We start from the raw sequence: 17,840 nt of genomic DNA on the forward strand, positions 1-17,840 counted from the left end.
AACGCGACATGGCGTTGGTGCGGTGACGGGGATGCGGGGTGGTGGCCCTGTCCGGTGAGGTGTCGCGCGGTGGCGGGAAGTCGCCCGACCCGAGGGCCTCGCACGAGGACCGGGACCGGGTCGTCGACGTCCTCCGTGTCGCCGCCGGGGACGGCCGGCTGACCGCGGGGGAGCTCGACGAGCGGGTGGAGGCCGCGCTCACCGCCCGCACCACGGGCGAGCCGGCGGCGCTGACGACGGACCCGCCGGCCGGGACCGCCGGTGCCGTGCCCGAGGTGAAGGACGTCGTCCGCATCGAGCAGAAGGGCAGTTCGGCCCGGCGTGCCGAAGGATGGACGGTGCCGCGCCGGCTGGAGATCGACTCCGAGTGGGGCGATGTGACCCTCGACTTCACCGGCGCGGTCATCACCCACGACACCCTTCACATCGCCCTCGACATGCGCGGGGGAGCGCTGCGGCTGCTGACACCGCCGGGTGGCGTGGTGGACACCGATCCACTGGTGACGCACCACGCCAAGATCAAGGCCCGTCCGCGCCGGGGCCGGGAGGTGCCCGTGGTGCTGCGGGTGGTGGTCGACGGGCGCCTCAGCCTCGGCCGGGTGGTCGTACGGCAACAGCGGCGGGGCCGGGGACGGTAGGACCGGCGTTCGGGGGACCGGGCCGCGTGATCGTCCCACGACCTGGTCGGGAAAGGCCCGGCAGCCACCTTGAGCGAGATCCGGCAGCCACCTCGAGCAAGGTCCGGCAACCACTTTGAGCAAGGTCCGGCAGCCACGTTGCGCAAGGTCGGCAGCCACGTTGCGCAAGGCCCGGGACACACCTCGACCACGGCCTCGGGCGGCCGTTTCGCCGCGATCGGTGACGCCGGTGGGCCGGGACCCCGGGGCAGCGGTCGGGACGGCGGGGGCCGCGTGCCGGGGAGTGGCCGTGCGTGCCCTGCCGGACCAGATGTGAGGACCCGCGGCGAACGGGCGTCGTCAGGGGTCCGTCAAAGGGGCGTGCTGCGCCGTATGGGACCCGTCAACGGCGCTCGATCCCGGCCACGGGGGCTGTTTCCTCGAACCGTCCCCGTCCGACCGAACCTCACGTCAGGAGTTCAGGATGGCCGATCTGGCCTTCGTCGTCACCACGATCGCGTGCTTCGTTGTGGTGGCCCTCGTCGCCAAGGGGGTGGCCAAGCTGTGACCGCCGAGAACATCGTCGGCCTCGTCGTGGCCGTCGCCCTGCTGGCCCGCCTCGTCCTCGCCCTGATCTTCCCGGAGAGGTTCTGAGCCGGACATGGGTCCCGTACCTGCCGCCCTCCTCCAGCTCCTGGCGCTCACGGGCGCACTGGCGCTCGTCCACATCCCTCTCGGCACCTACATGGCGAGGGTCTACTCCTCCGGCCGGCACCTGCGCGTCGAGAAGTGGATCTACCGGGGCATCGGTGTCGACCCGGACACCGAGATGCGCTGGCCGGCGTATCTGCGCGGGGTGCTCTCCTTCTCCGCCGCCGGTGTGCTCCTCCTCTACCTGCTGCAGCGGCTCCAGGGCATCCTGCCCGGCTCGCTCGGCTTCTCCTCGGTCGGCCCCGCACAGGCGTTCAACACGGCCGTCTCGTTCGTGACGAACACCAACTGGCAGTCGTACTACGGCGAGCAGACCATGGGCCACGTCGTGCAGACCGCCGGTCTGGCCGTGCAGAACTTCGTCTCGGCCGCGGTCGGCATCGCCGTCGCGGTGGCGCTGGTGCGCGGTTTCGCGCGCTCGCGCACCGGCGAACTGGGCAACTTCTGGGCCGACCTGGTACGCGGAACCGTCCGCGTCCTGGTGCCGGCCGCCGCCGTGGCCGCGGTCGTCCTCGCCGCGTGCGGTGTCCTCCAGAACTTCTCCGGCATCCACGAGGTCGGTCAGTTCACCGGCGGCTCGCAGCAGTGGAACGGCGGCGCGGTCGCCTCGCAGGAGGCCATCAAGGAGCTGGGCACCAACGGCGGCGGCTACTTCAACGCCAACTCCGCCCATCCCTTCGAGAATCCGACGCCGTTCACGAACCTGTTCGAGATCTTCCTGATCCTGGCCATCCCGTTCGCCCTGACCCGTACCTTCGGCGTGCTGGTCGGCTCGGTGCGGCAGGGCTACGCGATCCTCGCGGCCATGGGCGCGATCTGGCTCGGCTTCGTCGCCCTGATGATGTGGACCGAGTTCGCCCACCACGAGGGCGCCCTGCAGATCGCGGGCGCCTCGATGGAGGGCAAGGAGGTCCGTTTCGGCGTCGGCTCCTCGTCGATCTTCGCGGTCTCGACGACGCTGACCTCGACCGGTGCCGTCGACTCGTTCCACTCCTCCTTCACCGGCCTCGGCGGCGGCATCGCCATGCTGTCGATGATGCTGGGCGAGATCGCACCCGGCGGTGTCGGCTCCGGCCTCTACGGCATGCTGATCATCGCGGTCGTCGCGGTGTTCATCGCGGGTCTGATGGTCGGCCGTACGCCCGAGTACCTGGGCAAGAAGATCGGCTCCCGCGAGATCAGGCTGACCGCGTTCCACATCCTGATCACGCCCGCGCTCGTCCTGGTCCTCACGGCCCTCTCGACGGCGCTGCCGACCCCGCCCCACTCGATGCTCAACCGAGGCGCGCACGGCTTCAGCGAGGTGCTCTACGCCTTCACCTCCGCCGCCAACAACAACGGCTCCGCCTTCGCCGGGCTGCACGCGAACACCGACTGGTTCAACACCATGACGGGGCTGGCGATGCTGCTGGGCCGCTTCCTGCCGATGGTGTGCGTCCTCGCGCTGGCCGGGTCGCTCGCCGCGCAGAACCCGGTGCCGGTGACCGCGGGCACGCTGCGCACCGGGAAACCGATGTTCACCGGCCTGCTGGTCGGCGCGACCCTGGTCATCGCCGGCCTGACCTACTTCCCGGCGCTCGCGCTGGGCCCGCTGGCCGAGGGGCTGGCGTGACGACCACCCGGGCCACCATCCGCACCACTCGTACACAGGACCCGGAGGACTCCATGTCCACAGCCACTCCGACCCGGGCGCCGCACGGCGAGGTACCCACCGGGCACCCGTCGTCCCAGGGCCGTGTCGGCGCGGGTCTCTTCGCCCCCGAGCAACTGCTCAGGTCGCTGCCGCAAGCCCTCCGCAAGCTCGACCCGCGGGTGCAGTTCAGGTCACCCGTGATGTTCGTGGTGTGGGTCGGTTCCGTGCTCACCACCGTCTTCTCGTTCAAGGACCCGGGCGACTGGTTCGGCTGGGCGATCAGTGCCTGGCTGTGGCTGACCGTGATCTTCGCCAACCTGGCGGAGGCGGTCGCGGAGGGGCGCGGCAAGGCGCAGGCCGACACGCTGCGCAGGGCCAGGACCGACGCCGTGGCACGCAAGACGGACGGGACGCTGGTCGCGGGCACCGAGCTGAGGATCGGCGACCTCGTCGTCTGCGAGACCGGCGACGTCGTTCCCGGCGACGGTGACGTCGTCGAGGGCGTCGCCTCGGTCGACGAGTCGGCCGTCACGGGTGAGTCGGCCCCGGTCATCCGCGAGTCCGGCGGTGACCGGAGTGCCGTCACCGGTGGCACGAGGGTGCTGTCCGACCGCATCGTCGTCAAGATCACGACGAGGCCGGGCGAGACCTTCGTCGACCGGATGATCAGCCTCGTCGAGGGCGCCGCCCGGCAGAAGACGCCGAACGAGATCGCCCTGAACATCCTGCTCGCGTCGCTGACCATCGTCTTCCTGCTGGCGGTGGCGACGCTGCCGCCGTTCGCGGATTATGCCGGGTCGAAACTCGGCATGGTCGTGCTGGTCGCGCTGCTGGTCTGTCTCATCCCGACCACGATCGGCGCCCTGCTGTCCGCGATCGGCATCGCCGGCATGGACCGGCTGGTGCAGCGCAACGTCCTGGCCATGTCCGGCCGGGCGGTCGAGGCCGCCGGTGACGTGTCCACCCTGCTGCTCGACAAGACCGGCACCATCACCCTCGGCAACCGCCGGGCCGCCGAGTTCGTGCCGGTGAGCGGCACCACCGAGGCCGAGGTCGCCGACGCCGCCCAGGTGTCGTCGCTGGCCGACGAGACACCGGAGGGCCGTTCCGTCGTCGTCCTGGCGAAGGAGAGGTACGGACTGCGCGAGCGCCACCCGGGCGAGTTGGCGCACGCGGAGTGGATCGCCTTCACCGCCCGGACCCGGATGTCGGGCGTGGACGTCGACGGGCGCAGGATCCGCAAGGGCGCGGCTGGCTCGGTCATGGCCTGGGTCAAGGAGCGGGGCGGCACGGTCGCTCAGGACGCACAGGAGCTCACCGACACGATCTCGCAGGCGGGCGGTACCCCGCTGCTGGTGGCGATCGAGGACCGGCGGGGCGCCCGGGTGCTGGGCGTGATCCACCTCAAGGACATCGTCAAGCAGGGCATGCGCGAGCGGTTCGACGCGCTGCGCCGCATGGGCATCAGGACCGTCATGATCACGGGCGACAACCCGCTGACGGCCGGGGCGATCGCCGAGGAGGCGGGCGTCGACGACTTCCTCGCGGAGGCCACGCCCGAGGACAAGATGGCGCTCATCAGGCGGGAGCAGGCGGGCGGCAGGCTCGTCGCGATGACCGGTGACGGCACCAACGACGCGCCCGCGCTGGCCCAGGCGGACGTCGGCGTGGCGATGAACACCGGTACGTCGGCCGCCAAGGAGGCCGGCAACATGGTCGACCTCGACTCCGATCCGACCAAGCTCATCGAGATCGTCGAGATCGGCAAGCAACTCCTCATCACCCGGGGCGCGTTGACGACGTTCTCGATCGCCAACGACGTCGCGAAGTACTTCGCGATCATCCCGGCGCTGTTCGCGGCCGTCCACCCGGGCCTGGACAAGCTCGACATCATGGACCTGTCCTCGCCGGACTCCGCGATCCTGTCCGCGGTCGTCTTCAACGCGCTGGTCATCATCGCCCTGGTGCCGCTCGCCCTGCGCGGTGTGCGGTACCGGCCGGTGAGCGCCGACAGGATGTTGCGCCGCAACCTGACGATCTACGGCATCGGCGGCCTGATCGCCCCGTTCGTCGGCATCAAACTCATCGACCTGCTCCTCTCCCTCGTTCCCGGGCTGTAGTCCGTGAAAGGCGTGCTGACCGGCATGAACAACTCCGTGACGAACACCGCCCGGTTGCTCGGGGCGGGCCTGCGGGCCCTGCTGGTGCTGACGCTGGTGACGGGTGTCGTCTACCCGCTGGTGATCACCGGTGTCGCCCAGGGGCTGTTCAGCGGCAGGGCGAACGGCTCCGAGATCAAGGCGGCCGGCAAGGTCGCGGGCTCCTCGCTGATCGGCCAGCAGGGCTACAGCCTGCGGTACTTCCAGCCGCGTCCGGCGGACGGTCTCGGTGAGAACTCGCTCAACACCCGGTACAGGCTGATCCTCTCCGGTGCCACGAACCTCGCGGCCGACAGCCCCGACCTCGTCACGGCGGTGCGGAAGGCCCGGGCGAAGGTGGCCGAGGACAACTCGGTGCCGGGCTACGCGGTCAGTCCGTCCCAGGTCCCGGCCGACGCGGTCACGTCCTCGGGCTCCGGGCTCGACCCGGACATCTCCCCCCGGTACGCCGAGATCCAGGTGCACCGGGTCGCCGAGCGCAACGGCCTGCCCGTCGCCCGGGTGGAGCGGCTCGTCGAGGACCACACCGAGGGCCGCACCCTCGGCTTCGTCGGCGATCCCCGGGTCAACGTCCTGGAACTCGACATCGCGCTCCAGGCACTGCTGGCCAAGGGCTGATGGCCGCACCGGGACCCGGCGCCGGGCGGAAGGGCGTTCGGCCCGGAGAGGCTGCCGGGCACGCGGGCCGGGCCGGGTTCCCGGTGCGGTGCGCGTCCCCGGGAGAGTACCCGCGGCTGTGACGTACACATCGAGCCCGGACATTGCAGACGGCGCCGAAACATTCGAATCGTTCGGCGAACATTACGAAGACCGGTCCCGGTGAACCGTCCTCGGAGGTGCTCACCCCGACTCGGCTTCTGTCGGGTCGGGGTGAACCGCTGTCCGGCCCGCGCCAGATTCACCGTGCACAGGGGGTTGCCACCGTTTAGGAGCTGTCTCTAGGGTGCGGCAACAACGCATCTTTCTGGATCTTCTCCGAAACTTTCGGTCTCACCGGGGCGGTCGTGGACGCGCCGTCCCTACCCCTAGGAGCGCATGATGGGCGACCGGGCACTGTCCCGCCGCGGCTTTCTGGCGGCCTCCGCCGCGGCCGGCCTGGGCATGACGGCACTGAGCGGCTGCGGCGGCGACTCGGACGGAGGGTCGTCGGACGGGACGACCACGATCGAGTGGTGGAACATCTCCACCACCGAACCCACGAAGACCGTCTGGGCCGCCCTCGCCAAGAAGTTCGAGGCGCAGAACCCCAAGGTGAAGCTGAAGATCACCCAGCTCGAGAACGACGCCTACAAGTCGAAGATGACGGCGCTGACCGCCTCCGGGAAACTGCCGGACATCTTCCACACCTGGGGCGGGGGTGTGCTCAAGCAGCAGGTGGACGCGGGGCTCGTCGAGGACCTGACCGACCGGACCAAGCCGTGGGTCGACGGCATGCTGTCGGTCGCGAAGCAGCCGTACCTCATCGACGACAAGACGTACGGCATCCCGTTCGACATCGGCATGATCGGCTTCTGGTACAACAAGGCCCTCTTCAAGCAGGCAGGCATCAGCGAGCCGCCCACCACCTGGAGCGGCTACCTCGACGCCGTGAAGAAGCTGAAGGCGAAGAACATCACGCCCATCGCCCTGGCCGGCAAGGAGAAGTGGCCGGGCATGTACTACTGGGCCTACCTCGCCATGCGCACGGCCGGCATCGAGGAACTCGCCAAGGCCAACGACAACAAGGACTTCACCGCCCCGGGTCTGGTCCAGGCCGGACAGCACCTGGAAGACCTCGTCAAACTCCAGCCGTTCCAGAAGGGGTTCCTCGGGGCCGCGTACTCGACGCCCACCGGGCAGGCCGCCACCGTGGGCAACGGCAAGGCGGCCATGGAGCTCATGGGCCAGTGGGCGCCGGTCGTCGAGGCCGACTCGGGCAAGGGCCTCGGCTCCGACCTCGGCTTCTTCCCCTTCCCGGCGGTCGAGGGCGGCCAGGGCGCCATCACCGAGGTGTTCGGCGGTGGCGGCGGGCACGCCCTGCGCAAGGGCGCCCCGCAGGCGGCCGTCGACTTCCTGAAGTTCTTCGCCTCCGAGGCCACGGATCTGGAGCTGGTCAAGAAGACCAACACCCTCCCGGTGGTCCCCGGCGCCGAGAAGGCGCTGTCCGACCCCAACACCAAGGCCGTGCAGGCCCAGCTGAAGGGCGCCACCGGTTTCCAGCTCTACCTCGACCAGGCCTACGACCCCGCGGTCGGCCAGGAGGTCAACGACAGCGTCGCCGCGCTCATCGCCGGGTCCAAGTCGCCCGAGCAGGTCACGCAGTCGATCACGAAGACCGCGAAGGAAGCGTAGTCAACGGCGATGACCTCGACCTACCTTCCGGACAAGCGGACGGGTCCCGACGTCGCCGTCCCGTCCCCGGCCGCCACGTCGGCCCGGGGACGGGCGCGCCGGCGCCTTGTGAACTGGCTGACCGCGGTGGGCTTCCAGGTGCCCGCGCTGGTGCTGTTCATCGGGCTGGTGCTGCTGCCGATGCTGTTCGCGCTGTACGCGGCCTTCTTCCGCTGGGGCGGCTTCGGCATGCCCTCCGACTACATCGGCGGCGACAACTTCACCCGCCTCTTCCAGGACGACGTCTTCCTCGGCGACCTGTGGCGCTGCCTGCTGCTGGTGCTGCTCTCGCTGGCCCTGCAGCTGCCGTTCGCGCTCGCCATGGCCGTCGCCCTCAACCAGCGGCTGCGCGGCCGGGCCGTCTACCGCATGCTGTTCTTCGCCCCGTACGTCCTGTCCGAGGCCATCACCGGTGTGCTGTTCAGCATGGTCTTCGCCCCGGGCGACGGGCTGGCCGACCACCTCCTCGGCGCCGTCGGCCTGGACGGGCTCGGCGGCGAGTGGTTCGCCGACCCCTCCTGGGTCATGGCGACCCTCTTCCTCGTCATGACCTGGAAGTACTTCGGCTTCCACATGATGCTCTACCTGGCCGGACTCCAGTCCGTCCCGGCCGAGTTGAACGAGGCCGCGCTGATCGACGGAGCGGGCCCCTGGCAGCGCTTCCGCAACGTCACCCTGCCGCTGCTCGCGCCCACCCTGCGCATCAGCGTCTTCCTCTCGGTGATCGGGTCGATCCAGCTCTTCGACCTGGTGTGGGTGATCACCCAGGGCGGGCCCGACCACCACTCGGAGACGATGGCCGTGACCATGTTCCAGTTCGGCTTCAAGCGCTACCAGGTCGGCTACGCCAGCGCGATCAGCGTGGTCATGTTCGGCATCTGCCTCGTCTTCGCCCTCGCCTACCAGCGGTTCGTGCTCCGCCGCGATCTCGAAGGGGCCACCACGACGATGCGGGGGAACGCCAAGTGACCAGGAAACCCACTGCCGTACGGTCCCTGCCGCTGCACCTCGTCCTCGTCGCCGTCGGCGCGGTGATGCTCGTACCCCTGCTGTACGCCACGCTGTCCGGCTTCAAGTCGACCGACGAGCTCTCCCGCAACCCCTTCGGGCTGCCGGAGCACTGGCTCAGCGGCAACTACACCGGCATCCTCGGCTCCGGCGACTTCTGGCGGCTGCTGGGCAACAGCACGCTGGTCGCCGTGGCGACGACCGTGCTCGTGGTCGCCGTCTCCGCGCTCGCGGCCTTCTCCTTCGCGCGCTTCGCCTTCCGCGGGCGGGAGATGCTGTTCACCTTCTTCACGATGGGCCTGATGTTCCCCTTCGCGGTGGCCGCCCTGCCGCTGTTCCTGCTGCTGCGCTCCCTGGGGCTGCTGGACAACCCGCTGGGCGTGATCCTTCCGCAGGCCGCCTTCGGGCTGCCGATGACCATCATCATCCTGCGCGGGTTCTTCCGGCAGATCCCCGGCGAGCTGGAGGAGGCGGCCACGCTCGACGGCTGCACCGCGTTCGGGTTCTTCTGGCGGGTGCTGCTGCCCATGGCGCGGCCCGCGCTCGGCACGGTCTCCGTGCTGGCGGTGGTCACCAGCTGGAACAACTTCTTCCTGCCGCTGCTGGTGTTCACCGATGCCAAGTGGTGGACGCTCCCGATCGGCGTGCAGCAGTTCCAGGGCCAGTACTCGGCGGACTACGCCCGGGTCTTCGCCTATCTCGTGCTCGCGATGGTCCCCGCCCTCGCCTTCTACTCGGTCGCCGAGCGCCAGCTCGTCGGCGGCCTCACCGCCGGCGCGACCAAGGGATGACGTCCGCCGGCGGCCGTACGACGCCGCACCCCTTACCGTGAGGAGTCGCACCATGCGCACGACCACCCGTCTCAGACTCGCCGGCGTGCTCGCCGCCACCGTGGTGGCGGCCGGCCTCGCGAGCGCTCCCGCCGTCCAGGCGAGCCCGAAGGAGCCGACGCTCGCGGAGCTGGCCCAGCGCCACGGACGCTACTTCGGCAGCGCCACCGACAATCCCGAACTCACCGACACCGCCTACACCGCGCTGCTCGGCCGCGAGTTCGACATGATCACGCCCGGCAACGGCATGAAGTGGTACGCCACCGAGCCCCGGCAGGGCGTCTTCGACTGGAGCAACGGCGACGAGATCGTGCACCTCGCCCGCAGCAACCATCAGCGGGTGCGCGCCCACACCCTCGTCTGGCACAGCCAGCTGCCGGACTGGCTCACGAGCCGCGAGTGGACCGCCCACGAGCTGCGGGCGGTCCTGAAGAACCACATCCGGACCGAGGTACGGCACTACCGCGGCAAGGTCTACTCGTGGGACGTCGTCAACGAGGCCTTCAACGAGGACGGCACCTACCGCGAGACCCTCTGGTACAAGACGCTCGGCCCCGGCTACATCGCCGACGCCCTGCGCTGGGCCCACCAGGCCGACCCGCACGCCAAGCTGTACCTCAACGACTACAACATCGAAGCCGTCGGCCCGAAGTCCGACGCCTACTACCGGCTGGCCCGGGACCTCAAGGCTGCGCACGTCCCGCTCGACGGCATCGGCCTGCAGGCCCATCTCGCCCTGCAGTACGGCTATCCCGCCACCCTGCAGGACAACCTCCGCCGCTTCTCGAACCTCGGCTTCGACACCGCGCTCACCGAGGTCGACGTGCGCATGCTCCTGCCCGCGGACGAGGCGAAGCTGGCCACGCAGGCCCAGTGGTACGGGGACCTGACCAAGGCGTGTCTCGCGGTACGGCGGTGCGTGGGCATCACGGTGTGGGACTACACCGACAAGTACTCGTGGATCCCGGGGTTCTTCCCCGGGGAGGGCGCGGCCCTGCCATGGGACGAGCAGCTCATGCCGAAGCCCGCGTACTTCGCGATCCGCCAGGCACTCGCAGGCGTGTAGCGGAGCACGCCGCGGATTTCCGGAACGCCCCGGGGGTGCAGTGGGGAGCACCGCCGGGGTCCGGGCACCTCCGGTCAGGGTGCCGGGGGTGCCCGAGCGACCGCGCGGCCGGCTCGCCCGGGTCCGCGAGCGGCCGGCGCGGGGTGGTGAGCGGAGGGGCCGGTCGGCGGACCCCGTCGGGCCGTCGCAGCCGGCGGGCGGTGACGAGGGCTGCCGAGGCCGTCGGAGGCCAGGTCGAGCAGGGCCTCGCGGGGGCCTGAGCGGCGGCCCGCCGACGGTGGCCGTGCCGGGGCGGCGGGTCCTCGATCCCGGCACGGGCGGTCGGTGGGACGTCGCGACGGACGTCGGCCACCCGGGACACGGCCGGCGGCGGCACCCCCGCCCGCCGGGCGGTCTCCGTGATCCGAAGGGGCGTCCGGGACCCGCGGTCGGAAGGGTGAGCACGCGCGAGGGGCGGCGATGACCGCGACGGGCACGGGGGACTACACGGAGTGATCGACGCCGGACACGCGTCGGGGCCGGCTCGCAGCATGTCTCCGCGACCGGCCCCTCGGATCTCCGGGCGGCGAGGCGCACCGCCCGTCCGCACTCAGGCGGCCGTCATCACCTGGCTGGCGCCCGGCGGGCGGTGCGGGGCGATGATCTGGCCGTCCGGCAGGAGCTCACCGGTGTCCTCGAAGAGCAGAACGCCGTTGCACAGCAGGCTCCAGCCCTGCTCCGGGTGGTGCGCCACGAGTCGGGCGGATTCCCGGTCGGCGGAGTCGGCTGTCGGACACGGTGGCTGGTGCTGGCACATTGATGGGATCTTTCGCTCTGTCGTGATGTGTGAGATGGCTGTCTTGTCTGTTCCGCGGCTTGATGCCCCGTTCATGGCCGCCCCCCGTGGCGATGATGCGGTCCAGTCCCAGTGTTGCCCCACGGGCGTCGTTCCGCAGGGATTTGACCGCACGGCTTCTCACAGGTTCAGGACGCATCACCCGCGCGGACGGTTCAGTCCAACTGCACTGTCACTTCGGGTGGTTCTCGCTGGCCGGATGGGGCTAGTCCGTCCTGGTCAGAGAGCCTTTTCGGCTCGTACGAGCGTGCGAAAGCTCGTACGAGCACACCGCCGGAGGGGGAAACGGCGTACCCCGCCGTCCGGCATTCCGGGGCGGGGTACGGCAGGTGCCCGTGCGGGTCGTGATCAGGCGGGCGAGCCCAGCAGCGGGGCGGGAGTCACCCGATGGGTCAGCACCGGGAGCAGTTCGGCGACGCGGTGCGGGCGGTGGGCCGCGATGCCGGGCGGGGCCGGCGCCAGCGGCACGAGCAGGTCCGTGGCGGCGGGGCGGCCGGCGGCGCCGTCCGCGGTGCAGTCCCCGTGCAGCCACAGCGTGAGCATGTAGAGGCCGGGCACCGAGAGCAGGCGCGGCTGGTACGGCTGCGGCATCGACTCCGCCTGGCGCAGGGCGCGCTCGGTGGAGGTGATGTAGGGGCCCTCGAAGAAGCGCGAGAACGCCCAGCCGTCCGGCGTCAGCATGGTGTCCGCCGCGGCCACCGAGCGTTCCCCGCAGCGGATCAGGAAGCGCCACCCGGCCAGCCGGGTGGCGGTCGCGCCCGCGGGGGTCAACCGGTCCAGTACGTGTACGGGCAGCGGCAGTTCGGGCGTGGCCGGGGCCTGGGCGTGGAGCAGTGAGGGCGTTCGGGCCTCGCGTACCGCGGTGGGGGAACCGAGCGCGGTGAGAACGGTGCGTAGGGCAGGCGCGGGAGCCGGGGGGAGATGCAGCGGCATGGTGGGTCGCCTCTCATTCGACAGGCACGGTGGCGCGAGGGCGGGGCGGGGCGGGGGCGGACGGCGCTGTCTGCTCACGGGGCCAGAGGGCCGGGTGGCCGGGCCCGGGAACGGAGAACGTGGGTGAGGCCTGCCGCACGTACTCGACGGCAGGTTCCATGACCGTTGGCGCCCGACACTCTGTCTTGTTCGCGGAGTTTATACGACCGGTGTTCACACAATGTTTCGGCTAGTCGTTTCCGGTCCCCCCGGCAAGGCTGTATGCGGTCGGCGATTCGCGGGGATCCTCCCGATTCCGTTCCGACCGTGCGGCGATGACCTCGGTCAACAGCCTGAGAGGGGTCGGCCAATTCTCGTCGGCGTTTTTCACGAGTTCGCGATGGCCCGGAAACCACGGCATGTTCATGCCTGGCGAATGTGCCCCCGGTCACGTCCCTCAGGGTAGCGCTCGCCGGGCGCGCGCGGGGACGTTATCGATCGCCGAGGCTGGGCATCATTGCACGTGACCCCGACACCGGCGGCCGGGATCTTGGGCCGCGCATCCGAGGAGGGACGCTTCGATGGGGGAGAAGGTCGTGGCAGGGCGGTTCGACCTGTCCGATCGGCAGCTCTACCGCGACAAGCTCCGCAGGTGCCTGACGGGGCTGGAGCGGCTCCTGGCCCAGAAGCGGTTCGACCGTCCGCAGAACCTCATGGGGTTGGAGATCGAGCTGAATCTGACCGGCGGCGACGGCATGCCGAAAATGCTCAATGCTCAGGTCCTGGAACGGATCGCGAGCCGTGATTTCCAAACAGAACTCGCCATGTTCAATCTGGAAGTCAACATAGCCCCCCATCGATTGGGCGGGAGGGTATTCGACCGGCTCGCGGAGGAACTGAGGACGTCGCTGGCATATGCCGACCGAAAAGCGGGAGAGGTCGACGCGGGAATCATGATGATCGGCATTCTGCCGACCCTCGACCGGGACGATCTGATCTCGTCCAATCTCTCCGCCGTCGACCGCTACGCCCTTCTCAACGAGCAGATCGTCGCGGCGCGCGGCGAGGACTTCGTCCTCGACATCGACGGCGTGGAACGCCTCACCTGCACCTCGAAGTCCATAGCGCCGGAAGCCGCGTGCACTTCGGTGCAGCTGCACCTCCAGGTCACGCCGGACCGCTTCGCCGACGTCTGGAACGCCGCGCAGGCCGTCGCCGCCGCCCAGATCGCCGTCGGCGCCAACTCGCCCTTCCTGTTCGGGCGTGAACTGTGGCGCGAGTCCAGGCCGCCGCTGTTCCAGCAGTCCACCGACACCCGCCCGCCCGAACTCCAGGCCCAGGGGGTGCGCCCGCGCACCTGGTTCGGCGAACGGTGGATCTCCTCGGCCCACGACCTCTTCGCGGAGAACCTGCGCTTCTTCCCGGCCCTGCTGCCGATCTGCGACGAGGAGGACCCGCTGGAGGTCCTGGACGCGGGAGGCGTGCCGAAGCTCCACGAACTCGTCCTGCACAACGGCACGGTGTACCGCTGGAACCGCCCTGTCTACGGCATCGCCGACGGCGTCCCGCACCTGCGGGTGGAGAACCGCGTGCTGCCCGCCGGCCCCACCATCACCGACGTCATCGCCAACGCCGCCTTCTACTACGGCCTCGTGCGCGCCCTCGCCGAGGAGTCCCGGCCCGTGTGGACGCGGCTGCCCTTCGAGGCGGCGGCGGCCAACTTCGACGCCGCGTGCAAGGACGGGATCGACGCCCGCCTGGAGTGGCCGCGGCGCGGCCGGTACGGCGGCCTCGCCCAGGTCGACGCGGTCAGCCTGGTACGCGACGAACTCCTGCCGCTCGCCGCGACGGGCCTGGACGCGTGGGGCGTCGAGCCCGCCGACCGGGATCTGTACCTCGGGGTCGTCGAGGAGCGCTGCCGGCGCCGGGCCAACGGCGCCTCCTGGCAGGCGGCGACCTTCCACCGGGCCCTGGAGTCGGGGCTGTCGCGCGATGCCGCGCTGGCCGCGACGACGCGCCGGTACAGCCAGCTGATGCACGTGGGGGACCCGGTGCACACCTGGCCGGTGGGGCTGCCGGAGCCGGTGCCGACGGGGTGAGGGACGGCGGGCCCGGGGCAGGGCCGCGTCAGCCGTCGCCCTGCGAGCCCGCCGCCACGATCGCCTTGAGGATCACCGACTGGATCTGCGAGGGGCTGCTCACCGACTGGCCCGAACCGCCGGTGGCCCCGGCGATCTCCTGAGCCTCCGTCCGGTCGGCGTCCGGGCCCACGGCGATCATGATGAGCGGCACCGGCCGCTCGGGGTCGGCGAGCTTCTGCAGCCTGCCGACGAGCTCGGCGCGGGAGATGCTGCCCGGGTCCTGGTTGACGCCGTCGGTCAGCACGACCAGCGCGTTGAACTTCCCGCCGGCGTAGGACGAGGTCGCGGCCCGGTACGCCGCGAGCGTGGTGTCGTAGAGCCCGGTGGCGCCGTCCGGCAGCGGCTTGAGACGGCCGAACGCCGCCGAGAGCCGGTCGCGCTGGGTGCCGTCGCCCTCGTGGTCGCCGAGCCGCTCGGTCGGCACGAGGACACGGTAGTCCTTGTCGCCGTCCAGCTTCCTGGAGAACTCCCACAGGCCGATCTCGTCCTCGGGCGTGAACGTGGCGAGGGCCTGCAGCAGCGAGCCCCGGGTGACGTCCATGCGTGACTGGCCGGTCCCCGGCACCGGTTCCGCCATGGACGAGGAGGCGTCCACGACCGTGGTGATCCGCGCGCTCTGCACGGTGATCGTCCACATGCCGAGGGTCTCCTGGAGGGCGACGACCGGGGCCGGCTTCGGAGGGTCGTCCGCGTACGGCTGCGGGCTGCTGCCGCCGGCCTTGGCGACCACCGCCGCCGGCGTCTCGTCCTCGGCGGCGCGGAAGCCGTGCTTGCGCAGGAGCCGGAGCTGCGCGGGCTGCCGCAGGTAGTTCATGAACCGCAGCGCGGCCCGGCTCTGGTCGGTGCTGAGCTCGCCGACCATCGTGTACGGGTAGTCGAGCCGGGGCGAGCCGTCCTTCGGGTAGAACATGTCGAGGCCGGTGCCGCCGTCGGCCGAGGAGTTGTAGGCGTACGCCGCCTGCTCCGACAGCACCACGGCCTGGTTCCGCCTCGGATTGCCCAGCTCGGCGCCCGAGGCGTCGCGGGGGAGCGTCTCCACGACCTGGCCGTCGGTGTCCGAGGTGCGCTGCGACAGCGCCTTCATCATGGCCACGGCCCGGACGTCGCCGTCCTTGGTCCCGGCGGCCGCCGCGCCGAGCTGCGTGAGGGCGAGCAGCCCGGTGGCGCTGCGCGCGGGGTCGGCCGCGCCCAGCCTGACCGAGCCGCCCCGCAGCGCGGCGTCGGCCAGCTCGGTCCAGGTGTACGTCCTCCGCGGCCAGCCCAGCGACTTCGCGGCCTGCGGCACCACGGCGACACCGATCGGCGTCGAGGCGACGGTCCCCGCCGGGGTGGCCTCGACCGCGCTGTTGTTGGCGGTGATCCGGTCGACCCACACGTCCGAGTCCGGCACCCACAGCTGCGCACCGGTCCCGCGGCCCGCGGCGAGCGTGTCCGCGACCTTGTAGGAGTCGCGTGCCGTCACGGTGACGGCGAGGCAGCGGCCGTCGGAGGTGATCTCGTCGGAGCGGGCCTGCCGTGCCGCGTCCGTGAGGGCCGGGGCGATGTCCGGCGAGGCGGCGAGCGTCAGGCGCAGCGGATCGTCGCGGCACGAGGGGCCGAACGACAGCAGCCCGCTTCTCGCGGCGGCCGCCGTGCCGCCGGCCACGGTGAGGACGAGCGCCGTGGCGACGGCCACCGAACGGCGGCGCGCACGTACGCGGGGGTCGCTGCGGCCCGCCCCATACTGATCGGGCAAGCTGTGACGTCCCATGACGGTGGTGCCCCTCCCTGTCCCCCCGACAGTCCGGTGCGCACGGCCTTCGTCAGTGCTTTCGAGACACTAGCGGCGCGACGACGGGCATGGGGCGGGATTACCCAACTGGAGGCAGGTGTGCAGGCAGAGGCGGAGCCGGTGGCCGATTCCGTGCCGCCGGAACGGCCCTCGCGGCGGATTCTCCGCGACGAGACGCTGCTCGTTCTGGGGCTTTCGCTCGGTGCGAGCGGTGTGTCCGCCCTGATCAGTTTTGTCGGGTCGGTCACGAAACCGGGAGGGCTCAAGGATCAGGCGGCGACCCTCAACGCGTCCGCGGCCCCGGGGCGTCCATGGCTCGATCTCGCCTGGCAGCTGTTCGGGATCGCGTCGGCGCTGGTGCCCGTCGCCCTCGTCGCGCATCTGCTTATGCGCGAGGGCCGGAGCATGCGCACGATCGGGTTCGACCGCACCCGGCCCTGGCCGGACCTCGGCCGCGGTGCCGGCGTCGCGGCGGTCATCGGCAGCACCGGAATCGCCTTCTACCTGGCCGCGCGCGGGCTGGGCTTCAACCTCACGGTGGTGCCGGAGGCGCTGCCCGACGTGTGGTGGAAGTACCCGGTGCTGGTGCTCTCGGCGATGCAGAACGCGATCCTCGAAGAGGTCGTCGTGGTGGGATATCTGCTGCGCCGGCTGGGGCAGTTGGGCTGGACGCCGGGGTCCGCCCTGATGGCCAGTTCCGTACTGCGCGGCAGCTACCACCTCTACCAGGGCGTCGGCGGGTTCCTCGGCAACATGGTGATGGGCGTGGTGTTCGTGTTCCTGTACCGCCGGTGGGGGCGGGTGGGCCCCCTGGTGGTGGCGCATTCCCTGCTCGACATCGGGGCGTTCGTGGGGTACGCGCTGCTGGCCGGCAAGGTGGGCTGGCTGCCGACGGCCTGACACCCCCTAGACCAGCAGCTCGCCCTCGATCGTGGTGACCGCGCGGCCGCTCAGCAGCGTGCGCTCGCCCCGCAGCTCGGTACGGACCAGTCCGGAGCGGAGCGACGCCTGCAGGCCGGTCAGGACGGCGCTGCCCAGGCGCGGCGACCAGAACGGGGCGAGGGCCGTGTGGGCGCTGCCGGTGACCGGGTCCTCGTCGATGCCGACGTTCGGGAAGAAGCAGCGGGAGACGAAGTCGTAGCCCCGGGACGGGTCCTCGGCGCGGGCGGTGGCGATGATGCCGCGCGCGGAGAAGGCGCCGAGCGCCCGGTGGTCGGGGGCGAGCGCACGGACCGCCTTCTCGTCGGCCAGCTCCACGACCAGGTCGCCGACGTCGGGCCCGGTGTCGACGGCGCGGCGCGGCTCGGCGCCCAGCGCCTCGGCGACCCCGGCCGGGACCCCGACCTCGGTGAGCGGCGCGGTCGGGAAGTCCAGCGTGATCGAGCCGTCGTCCCGGGGTGTCGCCACGAGCACTCCGCTGCGGGTGGCGAACCGCACCGGCCCCTCGTGCGCGCCGCTGCTCCGCAGGACGTGCGCCGTCGCCAGCGTGGCGTGACCGCACATCCGCACCTCGGCCACCGGCGTGAACCACCGCAGCGCCCAGTCCGCCTCGCCGCCCTCCGGCAGCCGGTGCGCGAACGCCGTCTCGGCGTGATTCACCTCCAGGGCGATCCGCTGCAGCCGCTCGTCGCCGGGGAACTCGTCGAGCAGGAGCACGCCGGCGGGGTTTCCCCCGAAGGGGCGATCGGTGAAGGCGTCGACAACCCGAATCCGCATGTCTCGACGCTAGGACGAGGTGGCCCCGTGCACCAAGGCCAATTCCCGGTCGCTGGACCGATTTCGCCGGC

15 protein-coding genes are annotated in these 17,840 nt (G+C 71.0%); 11 read left to right on the forward strand and 4 right to left on the reverse strand.

Annotation, left to right across the window (positions count from 1 at the left end; all coding sequences use genetic code 11):
* Window positions 1–38: 38 nt before the first annotated feature.
* From ACIRPX_RS16620 to ACIRPX_RS16660, 9 genes are all read left to right on the forward strand, one after another.
* Window positions 39–638 (forward strand): DUF1707 domain-containing protein, encoded by a 600-nt coding sequence (locus ACIRPX_RS16620; RefSeq protein WP_404194309.1) that lies wholly within the window; start codon window positions 39–41, stop codon window positions 636–638.
* A gap of 543 nt (window positions 639–1,181) precedes the next feature.
* Window positions 1,182–1,271, forward strand: coding sequence for a K(+)-transporting ATPase subunit F (gene kdpF / locus ACIRPX_RS16625; protein WP_404194312.1), 90 nt, complete (start codon window positions 1,182–1,184; stop codon window positions 1,269–1,271).
* Window positions 1,272–1,278: 7 nt separating this feature from the next.
* Window positions 1,279–2,940 (forward strand): potassium-transporting ATPase subunit KdpA, encoded by a 1,662-nt coding sequence (gene kdpA, locus ACIRPX_RS16630; RefSeq protein WP_404194315.1) that lies wholly within the window; start codon window positions 1,279–1,281, stop codon window positions 2,938–2,940.
* Between the two features lie 53 nt (window positions 2,941–2,993).
* Window positions 2,994–5,081 carry a potassium-transporting ATPase subunit KdpB gene (gene kdpB / locus ACIRPX_RS16635; RefSeq protein ID WP_404194853.1) on the forward strand — a complete coding sequence of 696 codons (2,088 nt, stop codon included), beginning with the start codon at window positions 2,994–2,996 and terminating at the stop codon, window positions 5,079–5,081.
* Window positions 5,082–5,105: 24 nt separating this feature from the next.
* A complete protein-coding gene (locus ACIRPX_RS16640) occupies window positions 5,106–5,738 on the forward strand; it encodes a potassium-transporting ATPase subunit C (RefSeq protein WP_404194319.1) in 633 nt (210 codons plus the stop codon).
* A 420-nt stretch (window positions 5,739–6,158) separates the two neighbouring features.
* A complete protein-coding gene (locus tag ACIRPX_RS16645; RefSeq protein WP_404194855.1) occupies window positions 6,159–7,451 on the forward strand; it encodes an extracellular solute-binding protein in 1,293 nt (430 codons plus the stop codon).
* Window positions 7,452–7,460: 9 nt separating this feature from the next.
* Window positions 7,461–8,459 carry a carbohydrate ABC transporter permease gene (locus ACIRPX_RS16650; protein WP_404194322.1) on the forward strand — a complete coding sequence of 333 codons (999 nt, stop codon included), beginning with the start codon at window positions 7,461–7,463 and terminating at the stop codon, window positions 8,457–8,459.
* 65 nt (window positions 8,460–8,524) lie between these two features.
* Complete coding sequence (locus tag ACIRPX_RS16655; protein WP_404194858.1) at window positions 8,525–9,289, forward strand: carbohydrate ABC transporter permease; 765 nt, start codon at window positions 8,525–8,527, stop codon at window positions 9,287–9,289.
* Window positions 9,290–9,341: 52 nt separating this feature from the next.
* The gene (locus ACIRPX_RS16660; protein ID WP_404194325.1) at window positions 9,342–10,394 is read left to right on the forward strand and encodes an endo-1,4-beta-xylanase; all 1,053 of its coding nucleotides are present in this window, start codon (window positions 9,342–9,344) and stop codon (window positions 10,392–10,394) included.
* A gap of 589 nt (window positions 10,395–10,983) precedes the next feature.
* Here ACIRPX_RS16660 and ACIRPX_RS16665 read toward each other — a convergent pair.
* The gene (locus ACIRPX_RS16665) at window positions 10,984–11,190 is read right to left on the reverse strand and encodes a DUF5999 family protein (protein WP_108010071.1); all 207 of its coding nucleotides are present in this window, start codon (window positions 11,188–11,190) and stop codon (window positions 10,984–10,986) included.
* Window positions 11,191–11,577: 387 nt separating this feature from the next.
* A complete protein-coding gene (locus ACIRPX_RS16670; RefSeq protein WP_404194329.1) occupies window positions 11,578–12,162 on the reverse strand; it encodes a hypothetical protein in 585 nt (194 codons plus the stop codon).
* Between the two features lie 560 nt (window positions 12,163–12,722).
* On the opposite strand from ACIRPX_RS16670, the gene ACIRPX_RS16675 reads away from it, so the two are divergent.
* On the forward strand, window positions 12,723–14,240 hold the full coding sequence (locus ACIRPX_RS16675; RefSeq protein ID WP_404194332.1) for a glutamate-cysteine ligase family protein: 1,518 nt from the start codon (window positions 12,723–12,725) through the stop codon (window positions 14,238–14,240).
* A gap of 28 nt (window positions 14,241–14,268) precedes the next feature.
* Here the strand turns inward: ACIRPX_RS16675 and ACIRPX_RS16680 are convergent, their stop codons facing one another.
* Window positions 14,269–16,032, reverse strand: coding sequence for a substrate-binding and VWA domain-containing protein (locus ACIRPX_RS16680; protein ID WP_404194334.1), 1,764 nt, complete (start codon window positions 16,030–16,032; stop codon window positions 14,269–14,271).
* Between the two features lie 120 nt (window positions 16,033–16,152).
* Between ACIRPX_RS16680 and ACIRPX_RS16685 the strand changes: the two genes are divergently transcribed.
* Window positions 16,153–16,953 (forward strand): CPBP family intramembrane glutamic endopeptidase, encoded by an 801-nt coding sequence (locus ACIRPX_RS16685; protein ID WP_404194336.1) that lies wholly within the window; start codon window positions 16,153–16,155, stop codon window positions 16,951–16,953.
* Between the two features lie 6 nt (window positions 16,954–16,959).
* Here ACIRPX_RS16685 and ACIRPX_RS16690 read toward each other — a convergent pair whose 3' ends face one another.
* Complete coding sequence (locus ACIRPX_RS16690; protein WP_404194339.1) at window positions 16,960–17,769, reverse strand: PhzF family phenazine biosynthesis protein; 810 nt, start codon at window positions 17,767–17,769, stop codon at window positions 16,960–16,962.
* Window positions 17,770–17,840 lie beyond the last annotated feature (71 nt).

It is taken from the genome of Streptomyces sp. NPDC101225 (assembly GCF_044767585.1).
Lineage (GTDB): Bacteria > Actinomycetota > Actinomycetes > Streptomycetales > Streptomycetaceae > Streptomyces.

Bases quoted from the DNA above. Each gene is read 5' to 3' on its own strand.
- ACIRPX_RS16670 (WP_404194329.1), bottom strand. From the start codon at position 12,162: ATGCCGCTGCATCTCCCCCCGGCTCCCGCGCCTGCCCTACGCACCGTT.
- ACIRPX_RS16660 (WP_404194325.1), top strand. From the start codon at position 9,342: ATGCGCACGACCACCCGTCTCAGACTCGCCGGCGTGCTCGCCGCCACC.
- kdpB (WP_404194853.1), top strand. From the start codon at position 2,994: ATGTCCACAGCCACTCCGACCCGGGCGCCGCACGGCGAGGTACCCACC.
- ACIRPX_RS16675 (WP_404194332.1), top strand. From the start codon at position 12,723: ATGGGGGAGAAGGTCGTGGCAGGGCGGTTCGACCTGTCCGATCGGCAG.
- ACIRPX_RS16655 (WP_404194858.1), top strand. From the start codon at position 8,525: ATGCTCGTACCCCTGCTGTACGCCACGCTGTCCGGCTTCAAGTCGACC.
- ACIRPX_RS16690 (WP_404194339.1), bottom strand. From the start codon at position 17,769: ATGCGGATTCGGGTTGTCGACGCCTTCACCGATCGCCCCTTCGGGGGA.
- ACIRPX_RS16645 (WP_404194855.1), top strand. From the start codon at position 6,159: ATGGGCGACCGGGCACTGTCCCGCCGCGGCTTTCTGGCGGCCTCCGCC.
- ACIRPX_RS16665 (WP_108010071.1), bottom strand. From the start codon at position 11,190: ATGTGCCAGCACCAGCCACCGTGTCCGACAGCCGACTCCGCCGACCGG.
- ACIRPX_RS16650 (WP_404194322.1), top strand. From the start codon at position 7,461: ATGACCTCGACCTACCTTCCGGACAAGCGGACGGGTCCCGACGTCGCC.
- ACIRPX_RS16640 (WP_404194319.1), top strand. From the start codon at position 5,106: ATGAACAACTCCGTGACGAACACCGCCCGGTTGCTCGGGGCGGGCCTG.
- ACIRPX_RS16680 (WP_404194334.1), bottom strand. From the start codon at position 16,032: ATGGGACGTCACAGCTTGCCCGATCAGTATGGGGCGGGCCGCAGCGAC.
- kdpA (WP_404194315.1), top strand. From the start codon at position 1,279: ATGGGTCCCGTACCTGCCGCCCTCCTCCAGCTCCTGGCGCTCACGGGC.